Below are 17,025 nucleotides of genomic sequence, written 5' to 3'. Positions count from 1 at the left end.
TGCAACTTATTGCAAATCAAACTTAGAGAGGTGGTGAAAACCACATGCAGGTTAGTGTTCGTGACAACAACGTCGATCAGGCGCTCCGCGCTCTGAAGAAAAAGCTCCAGCGTGAGGGCGTTTTTCGTGAAATGAAGCTCAAGCAACATTTCGAAAAACCGTCCGAGAAAAAGGCGCGCGAGAAGGCCGAGGCCATTCGCCGTCAGCGCAAGCTGGCTCGGAAGAAAGCACAGCGCGAGGGAATGCTCTAAGCACCCCTTTCGATATGTTTAAGAATTAGGAAAACCCCTGTGCCGTAAGGTTCGGGGGTTTTTCATTATGAAGACACCGCGCACAGTGATAGGAAAACAAAACCCTATACCGGAGCCAAATATGAACCTGATCGCAATCATCCTCATCGTCCTCATCGCGGCTTTGCATTTCTTCATTATGTGGTTTGAGATGTTTGCATGGGAAAGCCGTGGTCCGAAGGTTTTTTCCAGCCTCTCTGCGGATCTGTTCCCCAAGACAACAGCAATGGCCGCCAATCAGGGGCTTTATAACGGATTCTTGGGCGCAGGGCTGATCTGGTCCCTTCTCTTGGGCAACCCGTCCTTTTCCCAATCCGTCGCCCTGTTCTTTTTGTGCTGCGTTTTCATCGCGGGTATTTTCGGGGCGCTAACCGTGAGCAAACGCATCCTGTTCGTTCAATCTGTGCCATCAGCTTTGGCAATGCTGGCGTTGATGGTCGGTTAGTCGCGATTTTTGGCATCAGTCTGGCAATATTTATTTGTCGGAGTAATCGGCCCAAGTCAGCTTTCGGATGCTTGCTTGTGACTGCCCTTCTCTCAGTAGGCTGGTCATGCTCTTACTACGAATTCAATTGCGTTGAGCTCATTGGGCTCTGATCCGTCAAGGCGCTCTAAGAATTAAACCGGCAGCGCCGTCGTCTGTCGAACCGTGCGCAATGCAAACGAACTTTGCATCCCCTGCACCCCCGGTAGGCTCGCCAGATAACGACGGTGTATGCGCGCGAAATCTTCGGCGTCCTCGGCGACAACTTTCAGCAGATAGTCCGCCTGCCCTGCCATCAAATGGCATTCCAGCACATCCGGTATTCGCGCGACGGATTTTTCAAATGCGTCCAGCACGTCATCGGCCTGTGCCCGCAAAGTAATTTCAACGAACACCGTCGTCTTACGCCCCACTTTGCGCGGATTCACCAGAGCAACGTAGTCGGAAATGAAACCTTCCTTTTCCAACCGTTGGACCCGTCGATGACAGGCTGAGGGTGAAAGGTTCACCTTTTCGGATAGCTCGGCGTTGGACAAACGACCCTCTTTTTGTAGAGCCGTCAAAAGGCGACGATCTGTTTCATCAAGCTCCATGGGCGCACTTATCTCCTGCATGTTGTCAAAATCTGCGTGTTCTATTGCAACACTAGACGTTAGAGCGGAAAAGTTTGCCACCACTTTTCACAACAAAAAAGGCCCGCCAACTTAATGGCGGGCCTCGAGAACTCGTTAACCAAATAGAACTTACTTTTTCAGCGCAGTCAGGATGTCTGCAAGAAGCTCTTCCTGTGTCGGGCCAGCTGGCTCGGCAGGTGCTTCTTCTTCAGCTTTCTTCATCTTGTTCACAGAGCGAACCAGCATGAAGACGACGAATGCGATGACCAAGAAGTTGATGATCGCCATAATGAACTTACCGTATGTAAATGTCGCTTCGCCAACGGAGGCAGACAGACCAGCAAAATCAACACCGCCCATAAAGATACCAATCAGCGGATTGATAAGGTCTTCAACCAGGCTACCGACGATCGCAGTGAACGCTGCACCGATGATGATACCAACAGCCATGTCCATGACATTGCCTTTGGCGATGAAATCTTTGAATTCGTTAAGCATTGTATTTTGTCCCACTTTTTTCCCGCGCCCCGGATTTACCGTTAGCGCTCTCGTAGGCGGCTTATTGCTTGTTTTTCGATGAACACAAAGGGTTTATTCGGCCAATCGTTCCCCCTAAACCAAAAACGGGACATCGTTTCGGCCACACCACCATTAGGTCGAGAGCTCTCCCGTTAGCACATAACGAAGGATTTCGACCACTTCTGATGGCTCTCGCGCCATCGCCAGCGCAGCAGCATCAACTTCTTTAAGTGCATGATCATGATCAGGTTGTTGCAACACAATCAATGACTTACCCAATGCCGCAGCAAATCCCGCATCAAAGGCCGCATTCCATTGGCGGTACTTTTCGCCGAAGCGAACAACAACGACATCGGCATCAGAAATGCCTTTTCGTGTGCGAATTGCATTCACCATCGCGCCTTTATGATCATGCCAGTACTTATTTGGCTCGGCGCCTAGAATATTCACACCGCAGTCGTCAGATGCTTCGTGGTTGGTGACAGGGCTATTGAACTCGACGTCCAAGCCCTTGGCCCCTTCAATGATTTGTTCGCGCCAATCAGTGTGGATCTCACCGGATAGATAAACTTTAAGCATGTCGCCTCCTTGGTTAGGCGCCAGTTTACCCACTCAAATTTTTCGTGCCACGACATAACGCGAGATTGCAGGGAAATTGCCGGACTCGACGATTTCAAAACCGGCAAAGCATAAGGCGTCTTCAAGGTCGGAATGCGTCAGGAACCTCACGTATGGCGCTTTCCCGATCCACTGCATCGGACGGACCATTGTCTTGAACAAGAAACGCTTGAAACCCACAGATCGGTCCGCAAGACATGGAGTCTTGCTGATAAAGTATCCGCCTCTTGGCAACAGCTTGTGAACACTCGCAAAGGTGTCCTCCATGCTCTCAACAAGGTGAAACAAGTTAAACCCAAGCACTGCGTCAAATGGTTCTTTCTGGCTTGCCGCGTCCTTGGCCGACGCCACGCGGAACGTGGCATTGTGTACACCGCCCGCTTTCGCTTTGGTGCTAGCAATGTCGATCATTTTCGGAGAGATATCTTCCCCAACGATCTCTCGCACATCTGGCGCAATCAAAAGCGCGGTCGACCCAGTGCCGCAACCCAATTCAAGAATGCGGTCGTCATGTCCGAGGTATGACTTCGTGCGTTCCAACGTATATTCATACGCTGCCATGTCCTTGATCTGGTCTTGTGCGTATTTGGGGGCAATCTTGTCCCAGAATGTAGCGGCATCATTCATAGCGTTCTCCTTTGAAACGACACTACAGGCGCATAGACACCCAAGGAATTGACGAAATTCACAACTAATCTATACAATTTCGTATGGATATGGACGCCAACAGACTCGACTGGACACATCTGCGCAGCTTCTTGGCAACGGCCGAGACCTCGTCTTTGTCCGCTGCCGCGCGCGAACTGGGTCTAACGCAACCCACACTCAGCCGACAAGTCGCCGCCCTCGAAGACGACCTTCAATTGATGTTGTTTGAACGGGTTGGCCGAGGGCTACAACTGACGGACGCCGGGCGCGAATTATTGGCCCACGTCCGTGATATGGGTCAAGCCGCAGAACGTGTCGCCCTCACTGCCAGTGCACAGCGATCCGACATCAGCGGACAAGTCCGCATCACAGCGAGCGATATCTTCGCCGCCATGTATTTGCCCAAGGTGATCACCGAAATCCGCAAACACGCCCCCGCCCTGACGATTGATGTCGTCGCCACAAACGATATATCCGACCTCATGCGACGCGAGGCCGATATCGCCATTCGCAATATCCGCCCCGAACAACCCGACCTTGTTGCGCGACTGGTGCGCGAGGCACGCGGACGGTTCTACGGCGCAACAAGCTACCTCGACAAACGGGGGCGTCCAACGTCGCGCGCCGACTTGGCATCCCACGACTGGGTGTCGTTCGGCGAAGCTGCCCGCAACGTAGACTACATGACGGCCCTCGGCATCCCTGTGACAGAGGATGCATTCAAGACCGGATCAGAAAGCGGTTTGGTCGTTTGGGAAATGGCCCGTGCGGGGCTGGGGATTTGCCCAATGGACGAAACATTAGGCGATACAACAGACGGGATGGAACGGATATTGGACTCCGAACTCAAGATTGATTTCCCGATCTGGCTGGTGACCCATCGCGAGGTCCACACAAGCCCGCGCATAAGGTTAGTCTATGACATTCTCGCCGAAATCCTAGCAAAACCGGCATGAATTACCCTCAAAGCTGACGCGCGAACGCCCTAGTTTCTCCATGACGTTAGGTTAACTTAACTCCATCGCCCGAGGGATTTCGGGCAAGGAGATTAGTATGAGTAACTTTTTCAAACGCTTCCGCCGAGACACAGACGGCGCTGTAACCGTCGATTGGATTGTCCTCACGGCTGGCATAGTCGGGCTTTCTATTGCGGTTATGTCATCTGTAGGTCAGGGCGCAGTCAGCCAAGGCGAAAGCCTTGAGCTGTGCATGAAACGCGTGTCGCGAATTCTGACCCGAGACAACGACTGGACCTTCGAACGCCGTATGCGCGTCGCCCAACGACGGTGCGCTGCAGCGTAACCCGGCGCATTATCCGCGCAGGGTTCCGCCCGTCGCTTTCGTCACTTTTTCGATGATCTTGGCGCTTACCGCTTCGATGTCGGCGTCTTTCAACGTCGCATCGCTCGGCTGAAGGCGCACTGTCATGGCAAGGGACTTTTGGTCCTCGCCCAGTGATCCGCCGATGAATTCATCGAAAACGCGCACATCCGCGATGAGCGCCTTATCCGCACCCGCGGCGGCATTCACCGCCGTGAGGGCATCAACAGTCTTGTCCATCACGAAGGCGAAGTCACGTTCAACAGCCTGCAAATCCGGAAGCGACGCGGCCCCACGGTTTACCGTAACCTTCTTGGGTAGCGGTATTTCCTGTGGGAACAGAACAAAGCCAACAACAGGCCCTTTGACGTCCAGCGCCGAAAGAATTTTCGGGTGGATTTCACCAAAGACGCCGAGCACCTTCTTTGGACCAAGACAGATCATCCCGTGACGGCCAGGATGCCAAGCATCGCCAGCGCCACGCAGGATTTGCACTTTGGACGGGGCACCCATCGCTGCAAGAACCGCTTCGGCGTCTGCCTTCGCATCGTAAAGGTCAACATCACGCGATGCGCCATGCACGTCCTTTGGACCCGTCTTGCCGACAAGGATACCCGTCACAAGGCTGTGCTGTTCTGTTGGCTCACCACCATGGAACGCATCACCGGCCTCGAACAATGCCATATTGGTCTGACCACGCGCTTGGTTGCGGGCCGCTGCCTGCAACAGACCCGGCAACAGCGCCGGACGCATATGGGACATCTCGCTCGAAATCGGGTTGGCCAGCATGGTCGCATCCGTGCCGCCACCGAAAAGCTCTGCGGATGCTTTGTCGATAAAGCTGTAGGTCACACATTCGTTGTAGCCCAAAGCAGCCGTCGTACGCCGCGCCATCTGCATGCGTTTCTGCATTGGCGTCAGGATGGGGGCCGGAACGCCCGCACGGACCCGTGGCATTGGCACAGGCTTAAGGTTCGTCAGGGACGCAATCCGCGCCACTTCTTCAACCAAATCAGCCTCGCCTTGAACGTCAGGACGCCAGCTTGGCACCTGTGCCATGTCGCCATCCATAACAAAGCCCAGCTTCGTCAATGTATCACGCTGCGTTTCTGCGGGGATATCCATCCCGACCAGCGACGAACACCGATCCGTGTCGAGCTTATAGGCCCGCGCTGTGTCAGGAACCGCACCCGCTTGCACAACTTCAGACGCTTCACCGCCAGCAATATCAACGATCATGCGAACAGCATGCTCCAAACCTTCCGGCGTGAACGCAGGATCGATGCCGCGTTCAAAGCGATATCGCGCATCGGAGTTAATCTTGAGCGCGCGACCTGTGTAGGCCGTGCGGATCGGGTCAAAATAGGCCGCCTCAACAAAGACGTTTACGGTGTCTTCGGAACAGCCCGTGCGCAAACCACCCATAACACCACCAATGGATTCAGGCCCTTCAGCATCTGAAATCAGCGTCGCGCCTTCTGGGAAGGTGTATTCTTTGTCATCCAAACCAACGAGCGTCTCACCACCCGCAGCGCGGTGCAGGCGCAACGTATTGCCCGTGATCTTATCCGCATCAAAGACGTGCAGCGGGCGGTTCAGATCGTAAGTGAACCAGTTGGTCACATCCACGAGGAACGAAATCGGGCGCAGGCCAATCGCCCTTAGCTGCTGCTGCAACCACGCAGGGCTGGGGCCATTTTTAACGCCTTTGATCAGACGACCAAAGAACACAGGCGCTTGGTCCAGCGTGTCGTCATCGATGCTAACACTTACCGGATTGGCGAATGTCGCAGGAACAGGTTCAACATCACGTGTCTTCAATGTGCCAAGCCCACGGGCGGCCAAATCACGCGCAACGCCGCGCACGCCAAGTGCGTCGGGGCGGTTTGGCGTAATCGCGATCTCGATCACAGGGTCGACTCTGGATGGGTCATGTTCAGCCAGATAATCGGCAAAGGACTGGCCGACTTCTCCGGCAGGCAATTCAATAATGCCGTTGTGTTCGTCGGACAGCTCCAGCTCTTTCTCGGAGGCCATCATGCCGAAGGATTCAATCCCACGGATTTTGCCGACAGAAATGGTGATATCCAGACCGGGAATATACGTGCCCGGTTTGGCAACGACGACGGTGATCCCTTCACGGGCGTTTGGTGCACCACAAATAATCTGCGTCGGGCCTTCGCCAGCATCCACCGTACAAACGCGCAGCTTATCCGCATCGGGGTGCTGTTCCGCAGCCGTCACTTTGCCGATCACAAAATCGCTCAGCTTCGCGGCTGGATTTTCGATCCCCTCAACCTCAAGACCAAGGTCGGTCAGCGTGTCTGCGATCTCGTCCACGGAGGCATCCGTGTCGAGGTGGGATTTAAGCCAAGAGAGCGTGAATTTCATGGTCGTAGTTCCTGCGAAATAGGTGTTGCGGGCGGTGTACCCTATGGGCGTGTCAGGGGCTAGGGGCCTTTAGGAACGCGGCTCGATCTGCCGCCCGTCGAGGTCTTCGATCAATTGGAAGAATTCAAACACCAGCATCATTTCTGGATCAAACTTATGATCCTTCTTGATCGCTGCCTTGGTGGCTTTGCGCCACCCAATGAAATCATCGCGGCCAAGATCGGAATGGGCCATGTTGGTGTTCACATCGCAATACCGCACCTGCTGAACCTTAACGGTTTTGACGACCAGCGCAGGCGTGTTGTTCCAATGGGCAATGATGTCGGTGCGGCCCTCAACAGGCATGGACTGCGGATCGTCTTCGAAATCCGCCAACGGCGCACAAAGCGCCCGCTTACCACCACGACGCACAAGATTGATCTGCGTCGTACAGCTTTCGGCGTCATGGCCTAGCTTGAACGTCCCCGCACCGGGGTATGTTTCTTGGAGATCTTCATATTCAGGCATGTTGGGCCCTTTCAGTTTTTTGTGGCGCCATCCTCGAACAGGACACTTGGGCGCTCTCCAGCCTAGCTGGATTAAACTAGTCTACCCACCATGAACCGTCGGCACCTGAAGTGCAGAGAAACCGTAATGCTTCAGCCAACGTAGGTCGGACTCAAAGAACGCGCGCAGGTCGGGGATGCCGTATTTCAGCATGGCGATGCGGTCGATGCCCATGCCAAAGGCGAAACCTTGGTATTCATCGGGGTCGATGCCGCCAGCCCGCAGGACCTTGGGGTGGACCATGCCGGAGCCTAGGACTTCGAGCCAATCGTCGCCCTCGCCCACTTTCACAGTCCCGCCAGAGAAATCACACTGGATATCAACCTCGGCTGAGGGCTCCGTGAACGGGAAGTGCGACGCGCGGAAACGGGTTTTTACTTTAGTGCCGAAATAAGCGGTGAAGAATTCTTCGAGCGTCCATTTCAGGTTCGCCATTGAGATGTCTTTATCAATCGCCAGACCTTCGATCTGGTGGAACATCGGCGTGTGCGTCTGGTCGTAGTCCGCACGATACACGCGACCCGGACAGATGATGCGGATCGGCGCGCCCTGTGCTTCCATAGAGCGGATTTGCACGGGGCTGGTGTGCGTGCGCAAGACGTGCGGCGGGCGATCATCGCCCTCGTCGCGGTGCATATAGAACGTGTCCATTTCAGCGCGTGCAGGGTGATGGCCGGGGATGTTGAGCGCGTCAAAGTTATACCAATCGGTATCGATCTGCGGCCCTTCGGCTGTCGCAAAACCCATATCGGCAAAGATCGCGGTGCATTCTTCCCAAACCTGAGACACGGGGTGGATCGTACCCTGACGGCGATCCCGCGCAGGCAGTGTCACATCGAGCCATTCCGTGCGAAGACGCTCATCAAGGGCCGCATCGGCAAGGCCAGCCTTCTTAGCCGTCAACGCCGCGTTGATCTCATCCTTGAGAGCATTGAGCGCCGGCCCCGCCACTTGGCGTTCTTCTGGTGTCATCTTACCCAAAGAACGCATTTGCAGGCTGATCTCGCCCTTTTTGCCGACGGCCTGAACACGCAGGTCCTCAAGCGTGGCTTCATCGCCAGCTTTGCCAATCAGGTCGAGGTATTTTGATTTGAGATCGTCCATGTGCGTGCCCTTTATCGCTTGGGGTTCAGGTAGCGAAATGGCGGCGGGGTTGCAAGGTTTCGCGCATATCGCGCCCACCCAAGATGTTTGTTTTATGGGGATGGCAGAGATCGGCCTACAGATCAGCGGCTGGGCGCTGGCCCAGAGCGCGGTTCATTGGCATTGCCCATACCGCGCCTTACTCTTGTCCTATTCCGACGCGAAATAGAGTTAACACCGTATCAAAAAATAGGAAAACACGATGAGCTACGCTGATGAATTCGAAAGATACATGTTGGAGCTCGTCAACGCGGAACGCACAAGCCTTGGGCTAGATGCGCTGGAACTGGAACTGCACCTGAACGACTCCGCTGAGGATCATTCAGACTGGATGCTGGACGCGAACGTCTTTTCACACACAGGAGAAAACGACTCGACGGCCACACAGCGCATGGAAGCCGCTGGGTTTGACCTATATTGGTCGTGGGGCACCGGTGAAAACATTGCCATTCAAACAACCCGTGGCGAAGAAGGGTTTATGGACGACGTTGAGGACTTGCACATTGCCTTGATGAATAGCCCCCTCCATCGCGACAACATCCTGAACCCTGACTACGACTATATCGGCATTGGAATATCGGTCGCTGATTACACCTACCAAGTCGAAAACGAAGACGGCGAATTTGTAGACTACACGGGCCAATCCATCATCGTTACGCAGAACTTTGCGTACACCTTGGGTCAGGTTGAACTTGATCTGAAGGCTGACGATTTCGAAGAGACAACAACCGGTACGTCCTCCGCAGATCAGTTGATCGGCACAACCGGGGTTGATTTGATGTCAGGCCTTGAGGGTAATGATAGATTAACAGGCGGCCGCGAAGGCGATCTGTTGTTTGGCGGTGATGGGAATGATGTTCTCATCGGACAACATGGCGATGATTTTCTGTCTGGTGGCAACGGCAACGATCAGATGATTGGCGGCGTTGGCGGCGACACATTTGAAGGCGGCGCTGGTGAAGATCGGGTGCTATACGGTTCCGCTGGCGCAGGGGTCACCGCAGACCTTGGCGACGCAAGCCAAAACACGGGAGATGCAGCCGGTGATACGTATGACTCCATTGAGCGTCTTCGGGGATCGAATTTCGATGACGTGCTTCGCGGTGACGATGCGGACAACATTCTGTGGGGCGTAAATGGTGACGACCAAATGGTCGGAAATGGCGGCGATGACGTTCTGTTTGGCATGAATGGCGACGATACATTGCAAGGCATGGAAGGCGACGACCGCATGACCGGCGGCGCCGGAAGCGATGTTTTTGTGTTCGAAGACGGGTTCGGAACTGACGTTGTCCTTGATTTCGACGTTGCCGATGCGGCGGAGAAAATATCATTGGCGAACGTGACCTCCATTAGTGATTATACAGACCTAATGGCGAGCCATATAAGACAAACAGGCGACAACACCGTGATCGTCGATTTGCAAAGCAATCGAATTGTATTGCGCGATGTTGATATGACCGAGCTGACTGTGGATGATTTCCTTTTCTAGGGCCCGAAGTCCGCTGTGTCGGCTCTCTAACCAAGGATCAAACTGCCGATGAAACGAGTTCTACTCGTCCTTGCCCTGCTAACGGGATGTGGACCGCCGACAACACCGCCAATGGTGGAACGGACCGGTAATGACGGGCGAACCTGTCGGGTTTTCAATGATATTGGCGGCAACTTATTACAGTATCGGGTGTTTCGCGCGGAGCTTGCTGAGACATGCGATGTTGTTAAATTGGGGGAATGCAATTCCGCCTGCACCATACTGATGACCCTCCCCAATGCTTGCCTGCTGCGCGGTCGGCGGTTTGGATTTCATGCGAGCACGCTGAATGGTGCTGGCAATGAGGCTTTGGGCGCCCATTACCGGGCAGGCATTTTGCAGCGGTTCAACGAAGATTGGTCGAGGTCAGCCGATATCCAACGCGTGACCGCCGAAGAAGCCGTGCGTCTCGATCCGCAGTTGCAACTGTGTCCTGAGTAGAAGCCCTATCCACAAACGAAAAAGGCCGCCCCAGATTGGGACGGCCTTTCAAAATTCATGTGCTTTGGCTTACGCCATTGCTGCTTTCGCTTTCTCAACGATCGCACCGAATGCATCAGGCTCGTTCACTGCCAGATCGGCGAGAACCTTACGGTCCACTTCGATACCAGCCAAGTTCAGGCCGTTGATGAAACGGGAATATGTCAATGTTTCGTCGATAGAACGCACCGCAGCGTTGATACGCTGAATCCACAAAGCGCGGAAGTTACGCTTACGGTTGTGACGGTCGCGTGTTGCGTATTGGTTCGCCTTATCGACGGCCTGACGCGCAACTTTGAAGGTCGTGGAACGACGGCCATAGTAGCCTTTCGCTTGATCCGTTACCTTCTTGTGACGACGATGAGTGACTGTACCACCTTTAACTCGCATATCTAAATCTCCTTATCGCGCGTATGGCATCATGCCCTTGATGATCTTCGCATCAGGGGCTGAAAGTGTTGTTGTGCCGCGTGCGTTACGCAGGAACTTGTTAGAGCGTTTAATCATGCCGTGCTGTTTACCAGCTTGAGCGGCTTTGACTTTGCCGGAGGCCGTCATTTTGAACCGCTTTTTGCAGCTCGACTTTGTCTTCATCTTAGGCATTTCCGTCTCCTCTTTGGGTCGGTTTTCACACGACTCGGCATGCCAGATTGGCCGGTCGCGCGGTAGGAAATGGGCGTTTAGCCCGCGTTCAGTAATATAGCAAGGGGATTCGCGGCGTTTAGTTGATGTATCGCCCAACAACGCTGACAAAAATGTCCGGAATATCGGCCAGCTGATAGCCACCAGGATTGTCCCGAATTGCCAACACAATCAAACCGCCTGCGATCATGACCGCAATCGCCGCCGCCCGAGGCACCCGTCCATCAGCCAAAGCCCCCATGATCGACGGAATCGAAAACCCGCCAACCACAAGCCCAATCACCAACATCAGATCCGGATCCATACCAACACTCCACCTTTACGTTAAGGTAGTTTAGCCCGCATCGCCGCTATAAATCAATCTCTCGTCACACGGCGCCACACGAAGAATATTTGTGCTGCCCGGCGTGTTGAATGGAACACCTGCGGTTACAACAACCATATCGGACTCGCTGGCGATGCCGGAAGAAATCGCAGCACGGACGGCTTCGATCACGGCAGTCTTGAAACGATCGACCTTGGTTGTGACCTCAACACAGTTCGTGCCCCAGCTGAGAACGAGGCGGCGCACGGTCTTGATGTCGCTGCTCAGCACGATGATCGGCACACGAGGACGTTCGCGCGCGGTTAGCAACGCAGTCGTACCCGACTGTGAGTAACAGCAAATCGCTTTGATGTCGGCTGTCTCGGCAATTTCACGGGCCGCAGCCACGATACCGTCCGCAACGGTGCGGCCTGACGTTTTGCGGCTGGCTTCGATGATGTCGGTATAGGTTGGGTCCGCTTCCACTTCGACGGCCACGTTGTTCATTGTGGTCACAGCTTCGATCGGAAAGTCACCAGCGGCAGATTCAGCAGACAACATGATCGCGTCAGTGCCTTCATAGATCGCAGTCGCAACGTCGGAGACTTCCGCACGTGTCGGCATTGGCGATTCAATCATCGATTCAAGCATCTGCGTCGCAACGATCACCGGCTTAGCGGCCTCACGGCACTTACGGATCAGGCGCTTCTGGATTGGCGGCACGTTTTGCACCGGCAGCTCAACACCGAGGTCGCCACGGGCAACCATAATGCCGTCAGAGACTTCCAGAATGCTATCGAACGCCGTCACGGCAGCGGGCTTTTCAATCTTGGACAACAGCGCAGCGCGGCCTTTGGCCAGCTTGCGGGCTTCTTCGACGTCAGCAGGACGCTGAACGAAGGACAGCGCCAGCCAATCAACACCCAAGTCACAGACGAATTCGAGGTCTTTGCGGTCTTTGTCGGACAATGCAGCAAGCGGCAGAACCACATCAGGAACGTTTACGCCCTTCCGGTTCGAGATTGTCCCGCCGACCAGAACTTCGCAGTCTGCAAAATCACGGCCACAGTCTTTGACTTGCAGCTTGATCTTACCGTCATTCACCAAAAGGTGCGCGCCGGGTTCAAGGGCGTCAAAGATTTCCTTGTGCGGAAGTTGCACCCGATCTTTGGTGCCTTCTGCGTCGTCCAGATCAAGGCGGAAAGATGCACCCACCTCAAGTTCTTCACCATCCTTGTTAGCAAACACACCAACGCGCAGCTTTGGCCCTTGAAGGTCAGCCAAGATACAGATCGGGCTGTTGAGGTCTTTCTCAACCTGACGAATGATGGCGTGACGCACTTTGATCTCAGCGTGATCACCATGGCTCATGTTGAGACGGAACGTATCCGCTCCAGCTTCGTGCAAAGCACGGATCATTTCATAGTCATCGGAGGCTGGGCCAAGTGTGGCTACAATCTTGACGTTGCGGTCGCGTTTCATGGTGGTATTCCTCGGGTTCGGCAGGGCTTCTCGTTCGCGGTTACCGCTAACAGTTATGCGGCCTTATATCGCATCTACGTCAGTCTACAACTGCTCACACTTGGATAACATTAACATGACGACCGAACAATTTGACCCTTTTCATGTTCATGGTGCAGATCGAACGTCCCGTTGGTTGATAACATGCGACCATGCGTCCAACGTCGTTCCGCCTACTGTTGGCGGCGGATCGTTGGGCCTGCCGGACGCGGATATGCAGCGCCACATTGCTTATGACGTGGGTGCGGCGGGTGTCACACGGGCCTTGGCGGACGCTTTGGATGCACCTGCTGTTCTGTCAAATTTCTCACGGATGGTCATTGATCCGAACCGTGGCCTTAATGACCCGACGCTGCTCATGAAACTTTACGACGGCACGGTGATCCCCACCAACCGTGACGCGGATATGGTCGAGAAAGCCCGCCGCGTTGATGCCTTCTATTCCCCCTATCATGCGGCCTATGGGGAATTGGCGGCGCGGCAAGATGACACCATCATCATCGCAATTCACAGCTTCACCCCAAAGCTGAACGGTAGACGCCCACGACCATGGCACATCGGCATTCTGCATGAAGGCGACGACCGCCTGTCTGATCCATTGCTGGCCATTCTCAATGAGCAAGGCGATCTCTGCGTTGGCGACAACGAACCCTACGCAGGACACCTGCCCGGGGATTCGGTGGATCGCCATGCGTTGCAAACGGGCCGCGCAAATGCGCTCATTGAAATTCGCAGCGACCTCATCGAAACTAAGGACCAACAAGTGGCCTGGGGCAAACGCCTTGCGCCCATTCTGACGCAATCTCTTACCCGAATGGAGGCCTAGCATGTCCAAGCCCGACGCCCAGACCCAAATCGAACTCGAAGCAGCCGCCTTTCGTCGTCTGCAAAAGCACCTGATGGAAGACCGCACAGACGTTCAAAACATCGACATGATGAACCTTACAGGGTTCTGCCGAAATTGCCTGAGCCGCTGGTATCAGGAAGCCGCCGCAGAGCGCGGGATCGAGATGACCAAAGATGAAGGCCGCGAAGCGTTCTACGGCATGACGATGGACGACTGGAAAGCGAACTATCAGACCGACGCGACCCCCGCGAAACAGACAGAGTTCAAAGTCGCATTCGAAGAGAACGTTACCAAGAAAGGTTAGCCCTCGTCGGTTCGGCGCACGAATGAAGGTGTTTGGTTCTTGGCAAGCGCCTTGGCCTGTTCGACCCATCCGTCCCGCGTGACCCGACCCTTGAATCCTTCAAGGTTGTCATCGACCCAAGCGACTTCATCTGCCGTCCAATTGGCAATTTGATCATAATGCCAGAACCCTAACTGATTGCAGAGCGCTTCCATCTTTGTTCCGACGCCTTTGATCTTTTTCAAGTCATCCGGAAGCCCGTCGCGCGCCTCGCTTAGGGATGCTGGTTTTGATCCAGCAGTTTCATACGGCTTCGCAGGCTCAGCAACGGGCGCAAACGCGCGTTTTGGTGTCGCCGCCTCTGGGGCTTTCGTGGGCAAAGGGATCGGCTCAGACGGAGGTGTTGCCACAGCAACCGGTCGGGAATAGCCGCCGCCCTCCATGGCTGGAACATCATCCAACTGACCGTCCAGACTTTCGCGTTCTTTCGCCTTGAGGCGGTCCACTTCCGCGCGTAGGCGGCGCACCTCGTCGGCATCAGCGCCAGTGTCCGCACGACCACCCCATATCAGCCAGCCAGCGATCAGACCGATCACGATAGCAATCGCCAACAAAACCCAAATCTCTCCGAGGAGGAAGCTCCAGTCTTTGAACATGTGTCTCGCGTCCTTGTTACGGCGTTTACGGGGTTTCTGAATCAACCCAAGTCAATGTGGTGCGACGGTTGGCGGCGCGGCCTTCGGCTGTTTCATTATCGGCCACAGGTTGGGACGGACCAAAACCCGTTGCGAACATATCCGCAGCCCGAAGCCCGCGATCAATCAGTGCAGCGCGCACAGCCTCGGCACGCTCGGCGCTCAGCGCGATGTTGCCATCCTCATCGCCTGAAGCATCCGTATGCCCCCCAATGTCGAGCAATAGATCCGCGTCAAAACAGGACGCGGCGAGTGCCGCCAAGCCATTGATCGCGCGAATGGACGTTGCATCAAGACGGGCAGAGCCCGACAAAAACGTAATCTTTGCACGGTTCAACAACGCATCAACCTGCGCGTTACAGCCGTCAAGGTCAGCGGTGAACTCGAGGTTCGGTAGCCAGAACCCACGACTGAAGACTTCATTCAAACCGGTCGCGGCATTCACACGCATCGTTCCCTCAGCAGGGAAATCTTCGAGCGGCGCGAGCGAGAATGCCACGTCAGGCGGAAGGTTTTCAGCCAGATCACTGGCGACAAGGTCAAAATCAACGCCTGGGGCGACGATCAGATCAAGGGCCGTCCCGCCACCATCTCGTGCAAAGGTCAGCGACTCCAATTCAGGCAAATACCCAGCAACCCTCGTCAAAGCATCGAGGCTGCTGCCAACGTCAGTATCTGCGAGCGCCGCTGTCGGCGATCCAGTCACCCCCGTCCCAAGGGCATCCTGCAAGTCTTGCACCTGCATGCCATCAGGCAAACGACCCTCGACACGCGCTCCGTTTGCGGCATCGTATGTCAACGACCATGCGGCAGGCGAACCGTCATCCAGATAGGTGATATTGCGCTCAACCGCCACATCATCCCCCAGCGCGGCCAGCACGTCATCCATGACGACATTGATCTGCGGTGTGGTCGCAACGCCCGACAATTTGATCGAGGTCTCTGACGCGATAAGCTGCCCGGACTGAAGCAACCCCAAAGCCGCAACACCCGCATCGGCGTTGGACGTGAAGGTGCCTGCTTCGTCGGGTAGAAAACTAATTGCGGCGTCGCTGGTCACGGCAACACCAGTGGGGCCCCGCGCAGCAAAGCCGTCAGGAAACTTGCCCGAAGCTGTTGCGTCTGATCCGTCCCACTCCATGATCAACGACAGCGCAACGCCGTCATCCCAAAGCCCAAGGTCTGAAGTGACGTCATATGAGGTTGGCAGCGTCGCAAGCAATTCTTGCGCCTGCGCAACGCCACTTGGCGTACCGGTCCCGATTAATGAAATAGCCTGCCCTTCGATCGCCAACTCTGCCTCTATCAATGCAGCCAGTGCATCCATGCCAACACCTGTGGCATCAGGCCAATCGGGATAGATCGATGGTATTGCCGCTTCGGTTAGCGCAAGCGGATCACCGATTTCGAAACGCTCCGAAACGTCACCCTCTGACATTTGAGACGGCAATTTCCCGCCCCCCGACACAACACCGTCCCGCAGGGACAGCATTAGGCGAAGGGGCGTGCCGTCGTCTTCAACGTCAATATCGAGGCGCGCTGAATAACCGTCCGGCAAGGTGTCCAAATTCGAGCGCAAGCCAACAACGACGTTAGGGGTCCGTGCCAAACCTGAAAGGCTGATTTCGCGGCCTTCCAAAGTCATCTCGCCAGACTTCAGCTCTTCAAGCGCAGCAATGCCAAGTCCCGCCGCATTTATCCAATCCGCGTCAGGCGCACCCGCTGCCAGCTTAAGGCCAGCCGCCAGAACGCCAAGCTGGGCACGATCCACCTCAGAGGGGATAGCACCGCTGAGCACCACCGCACTTTCACCCTCTTTCAGAGCCATCAACGCAAACGGATCAATCAGCGGAAGCGTTTCAACATCCGCCATGTCGACAACGCGCACGCCGTCGATCCCTTCAAAGGTCGCTTGGAGCACCGCCAATTCTGTCGGATCTGTTACGAGGCCAGACACACGAACATCCCTGCCAGATACAACTGCCGAAAGCCCGTGAAGGGTGCCATCCGCCACAGCTTGCGCATTCACGTCAATAGCGGCTTGAATGCGGGGCGCGTTCTGGGTCGTTGCGACATATCCCAAGCCCGCAGCACCTGCGGTCAAGACCAGAAACCCTAAAAATTTGCGCACATTGCCCTCCGGCATGGT

The 17,025-nt window shown here is 55.2% G+C and carries 21 protein-coding genes; 8 read left to right on the top strand and 13 right to left on the bottom strand.

Annotated elements, in window-relative coordinates; all coding sequences use genetic code 11:
- Positions 1-44 precede the first annotated feature (44 nt).
- Entirely contained in the window at positions 45-251 is a 207-nt protein-coding gene (gene rpsU / locus KO486_RS13470; RefSeq protein ID WP_009159816.1) for a 30S ribosomal protein S21, read from the top strand.
- Positions 252-372: 121 nt separating this feature from the next.
- A complete protein-coding gene (locus KO486_RS13465; RefSeq protein ID WP_252734792.1) occupies positions 373-735 on the top strand; it encodes a DUF1304 domain-containing protein in 363 nt (120 codons plus the stop codon).
- A 173-nt stretch (positions 736-908) separates the two neighbouring features.
- On the opposite strand, the gene KO486_RS13460 is transcribed toward KO486_RS13465, so the two are convergent.
- The 4 genes from KO486_RS13460 to KO486_RS13445 all read right to left on the bottom strand — a co-directional run bounded on the left by KO486_RS13460 (position 909) and on the right by KO486_RS13445 (position 3,152).
- Complete coding sequence (locus KO486_RS13460) at positions 909-1,367, bottom strand: Lrp/AsnC family transcriptional regulator (protein WP_216038352.1); 459 nt, start codon at positions 1,365-1,367, stop codon at positions 909-911.
- 150 nt (positions 1,368-1,517) lie between these two features.
- Entirely contained in the window at positions 1,518-1,886 is a 369-nt protein-coding gene (mscL, locus tag KO486_RS13455) for a large conductance mechanosensitive channel protein MscL (protein WP_216037800.1), read from the bottom strand.
- Between the two features lie 153 nt (positions 1,887-2,039).
- The gene (locus KO486_RS13450) at positions 2,040-2,486 is read right to left on the bottom strand and encodes a YtoQ family protein (RefSeq protein WP_216037799.1); all 447 of its coding nucleotides are present in this window, start codon (positions 2,484-2,486) and stop codon (positions 2,040-2,042) included.
- Positions 2,487-2,519: 33 nt separating this feature from the next.
- A complete protein-coding gene (locus KO486_RS13445) occupies positions 2,520-3,152 on the bottom strand; it encodes a class I SAM-dependent methyltransferase (protein ID WP_216037798.1) in 633 nt (210 codons plus the stop codon).
- A gap of 83 nt (positions 3,153-3,235) precedes the next feature.
- Between KO486_RS13445 and KO486_RS13440 the strand changes: the two genes are divergently transcribed.
- Both KO486_RS13440 and KO486_RS13435 read left to right on the top strand, forming a co-directional pair.
- Entirely contained in the window at positions 3,236-4,129 is an 894-nt protein-coding gene (locus KO486_RS13440) for a LysR family transcriptional regulator (RefSeq protein WP_216037797.1), read from the top strand.
- A 97-nt stretch (positions 4,130-4,226) separates the two neighbouring features.
- The gene (locus KO486_RS13435) at positions 4,227-4,475 is read left to right on the top strand and encodes a hypothetical protein (RefSeq protein WP_216038384.1); all 249 of its coding nucleotides are present in this window, start codon (positions 4,227-4,229) and stop codon (positions 4,473-4,475) included.
- 9 nt (positions 4,476-4,484) lie between these two features.
- Here KO486_RS13435 and pheT read toward each other — a convergent pair whose 3' ends face one another.
- The 3 genes from pheT to pheS form a co-directional block, all read right to left on the bottom strand.
- The gene (pheT, locus tag KO486_RS13430; RefSeq protein ID WP_216037796.1) at positions 4,485-6,884 is read right to left on the bottom strand and encodes a phenylalanine--tRNA ligase subunit beta; all 2,400 of its coding nucleotides are present in this window, start codon (positions 6,882-6,884) and stop codon (positions 4,485-4,487) included.
- A 69-nt stretch (positions 6,885-6,953) separates the two neighbouring features.
- The gene (locus KO486_RS13425; protein ID WP_216037795.1) at positions 6,954-7,391 is read right to left on the bottom strand and encodes an ASCH domain-containing protein; all 438 of its coding nucleotides are present in this window, start codon (positions 7,389-7,391) and stop codon (positions 6,954-6,956) included.
- Between the two features lie 81 nt (positions 7,392-7,472).
- Positions 7,473-8,534, bottom strand: a complete 1,062-nt coding sequence (pheS, locus tag KO486_RS13420) for a phenylalanine--tRNA ligase subunit alpha (RefSeq protein WP_216037794.1) — start codon at positions 8,532-8,534, stop codon at positions 7,473-7,475.
- Between the two features lie 241 nt (positions 8,535-8,775).
- On the opposite strand from pheS, the gene KO486_RS13415 reads away from it, so the two are divergent.
- Positions 8,776-10,065, top strand: a complete 1,290-nt coding sequence (locus KO486_RS13415; RefSeq protein WP_216037793.1) for a CAP domain-containing protein — start codon at positions 8,776-8,778, stop codon at positions 10,063-10,065.
- Positions 10,066-10,113: 48 nt separating this feature from the next.
- Positions 10,114-10,545 (top strand): hypothetical protein, encoded by a 432-nt coding sequence (locus tag KO486_RS13410; RefSeq protein WP_216037792.1) that lies wholly within the window; start codon positions 10,114-10,116, stop codon positions 10,543-10,545.
- Positions 10,546-10,614: 69 nt separating this feature from the next.
- Here KO486_RS13410 and rplT read toward each other — a convergent pair whose 3' ends face one another.
- The 4 genes from rplT to pyk form a co-directional block, all read right to left on the bottom strand.
- Positions 10,615-10,974, bottom strand: a complete 360-nt coding sequence (rplT, locus tag KO486_RS13405) for a 50S ribosomal protein L20 (protein ID WP_216037791.1) — start codon at positions 10,972-10,974, stop codon at positions 10,615-10,617.
- Positions 10,975-10,986: 12 nt separating this feature from the next.
- Positions 10,987-11,187, bottom strand: coding sequence for a 50S ribosomal protein L35 (rpmI, locus tag KO486_RS13400; RefSeq protein ID WP_049835590.1), 201 nt, complete (start codon positions 11,185-11,187; stop codon positions 10,987-10,989).
- A gap of 118 nt (positions 11,188-11,305) precedes the next feature.
- Complete coding sequence (locus tag KO486_RS13395; protein ID WP_216037790.1) at positions 11,306-11,530, bottom strand: hypothetical protein; 225 nt, start codon at positions 11,528-11,530, stop codon at positions 11,306-11,308.
- A gap of 30 nt (positions 11,531-11,560) precedes the next feature.
- Complete coding sequence (gene pyk, locus KO486_RS13390; RefSeq protein WP_216037789.1) at positions 11,561-13,012, bottom strand: pyruvate kinase; 1,452 nt, start codon at positions 13,010-13,012, stop codon at positions 11,561-11,563.
- Between the two features lie 115 nt (positions 13,013-13,127).
- Here pyk and KO486_RS13385 point away from each other — a divergent pair, with 115 nt between their 5' ends.
- Together KO486_RS13385 and KO486_RS13380 are read left to right on the top strand one after the other, a co-directional pair.
- On the top strand, positions 13,128-13,877 hold the full coding sequence (locus KO486_RS13385; RefSeq protein WP_252734790.1) for an N-formylglutamate amidohydrolase: 750 nt from the start codon (positions 13,128-13,130) through the stop codon (positions 13,875-13,877).
- Position 13,878: 1 nt separating this feature from the next.
- Positions 13,879-14,202 (top strand): DUF1244 domain-containing protein, encoded by a 324-nt coding sequence (locus tag KO486_RS13380; RefSeq protein ID WP_216037787.1) that lies wholly within the window; start codon positions 13,879-13,881, stop codon positions 14,200-14,202.
- Here KO486_RS13380 and KO486_RS13375 read toward each other — a convergent pair.
- Positions 14,199-14,837, bottom strand: a complete 639-nt coding sequence (locus KO486_RS13375; protein ID WP_216037786.1) for an NADH-quinone oxidoreductase subunit E — start codon at positions 14,835-14,837, stop codon at positions 14,199-14,201. The two genes, KO486_RS13380 and KO486_RS13375, sit on opposite strands and share 4 nt — an antisense overlap.
- Positions 14,838-14,862: 25 nt before the next feature.
- Positions 14,863-17,007, bottom strand: a complete 2,145-nt coding sequence (locus KO486_RS13370; protein WP_303435350.1) for an OmpA family protein — start codon at positions 17,005-17,007, stop codon at positions 14,863-14,865.
- Positions 17,008-17,025: the final 18 nt, after the last annotated feature.

The sequence above is a fragment of the Octadecabacter sp. B2R22 genome, assembly GCF_018861045.1.
Classification (GTDB): Bacteria; Pseudomonadota; Alphaproteobacteria; order Rhodobacterales; family Rhodobacteraceae; genus Octadecabacter.
This window is presented reverse-complemented; position numbering and strand designations above follow the sequence as displayed.

Bases quoted from the DNA above. Each gene is read 5' to 3' on its own strand.
- KO486_RS13415 (WP_216037793.1), top strand. From the start codon at position 8,776: ATGAGCTACGCTGATGAATTCGAAAGATACATGTTGGAGCTCGTCAAC.
- KO486_RS13395 (WP_216037790.1), bottom strand. From the start codon at position 11,530: ATGGATCCGGATCTGATGTTGGTGATTGGGCTTGTGGTTGGCGGGTTT.
- KO486_RS13425 (WP_216037795.1), bottom strand. From the start codon at position 7,391: ATGCCTGAATATGAAGATCTCCAAGAAACATACCCCGGTGCGGGGACG.
- rpsU (WP_009159816.1), top strand. From the start codon at position 45: ATGCAGGTTAGTGTTCGTGACAACAACGTCGATCAGGCGCTCCGCGCT.
- mscL (WP_216037800.1), bottom strand. From the start codon at position 1,886: ATGCTTAACGAATTCAAAGATTTCATCGCCAAAGGCAATGTCATGGAC.
- pyk (WP_216037789.1), bottom strand. From the start codon at position 13,012: ATGAAACGCGACCGCAACGTCAAGATTGTAGCCACACTTGGCCCAGCC.
- KO486_RS13385 (WP_252734790.1), top strand. From the start codon at position 13,128: ATGACGACCGAACAATTTGACCCTTTTCATGTTCATGGTGCAGATCGA.
- KO486_RS13435 (WP_216038384.1), top strand. From the start codon at position 4,227: ATGAGTAACTTTTTCAAACGCTTCCGCCGAGACACAGACGGCGCTGTA.
- KO486_RS13375 (WP_216037786.1), bottom strand. From the start codon at position 14,837: ATGTTCAAAGACTGGAGCTTCCTCCTCGGAGAGATTTGGGTTTTGTTG.
- pheS (WP_216037794.1), bottom strand. From the start codon at position 8,534: ATGGACGATCTCAAATCAAAATACCTCGACCTGATTGGCAAAGCTGGC.
- KO486_RS13445 (WP_216037798.1), bottom strand. From the start codon at position 3,152: ATGAATGATGCCGCTACATTCTGGGACAAGATTGCCCCCAAATACGCA.
- pheT (WP_216037796.1), bottom strand. From the start codon at position 6,884: ATGAAATTCACGCTCTCTTGGCTTAAATCCCACCTCGACACGGATGCC.
- KO486_RS13380 (WP_216037787.1), top strand. From the start codon at position 13,879: ATGTCCAAGCCCGACGCCCAGACCCAAATCGAACTCGAAGCAGCCGCC.
- KO486_RS13460 (WP_216038352.1), bottom strand. From the start codon at position 1,367: ATGGAGCTTGATGAAACAGATCGTCGCCTTTTGACGGCTCTACAAAAA.
- KO486_RS13440 (WP_216037797.1), top strand. From the start codon at position 3,236: ATGGATATGGACGCCAACAGACTCGACTGGACACATCTGCGCAGCTTC.
- KO486_RS13410 (WP_216037792.1), top strand. From the start codon at position 10,114: ATGAAACGAGTTCTACTCGTCCTTGCCCTGCTAACGGGATGTGGACCG.
- KO486_RS13450 (WP_216037799.1), bottom strand. From the start codon at position 2,486: ATGCTTAAAGTTTATCTATCCGGTGAGATCCACACTGATTGGCGCGAA.
- rplT (WP_216037791.1), bottom strand. From the start codon at position 10,974: ATGCGAGTTAAAGGTGGTACAGTCACTCATCGTCGTCACAAGAAGGTA.
- KO486_RS13465 (WP_252734792.1), top strand. From the start codon at position 373: ATGAACCTGATCGCAATCATCCTCATCGTCCTCATCGCGGCTTTGCAT.
- rpmI (WP_049835590.1), bottom strand. From the start codon at position 11,187: ATGCCTAAGATGAAGACAAAGTCGAGCTGCAAAAAGCGGTTCAAAATG.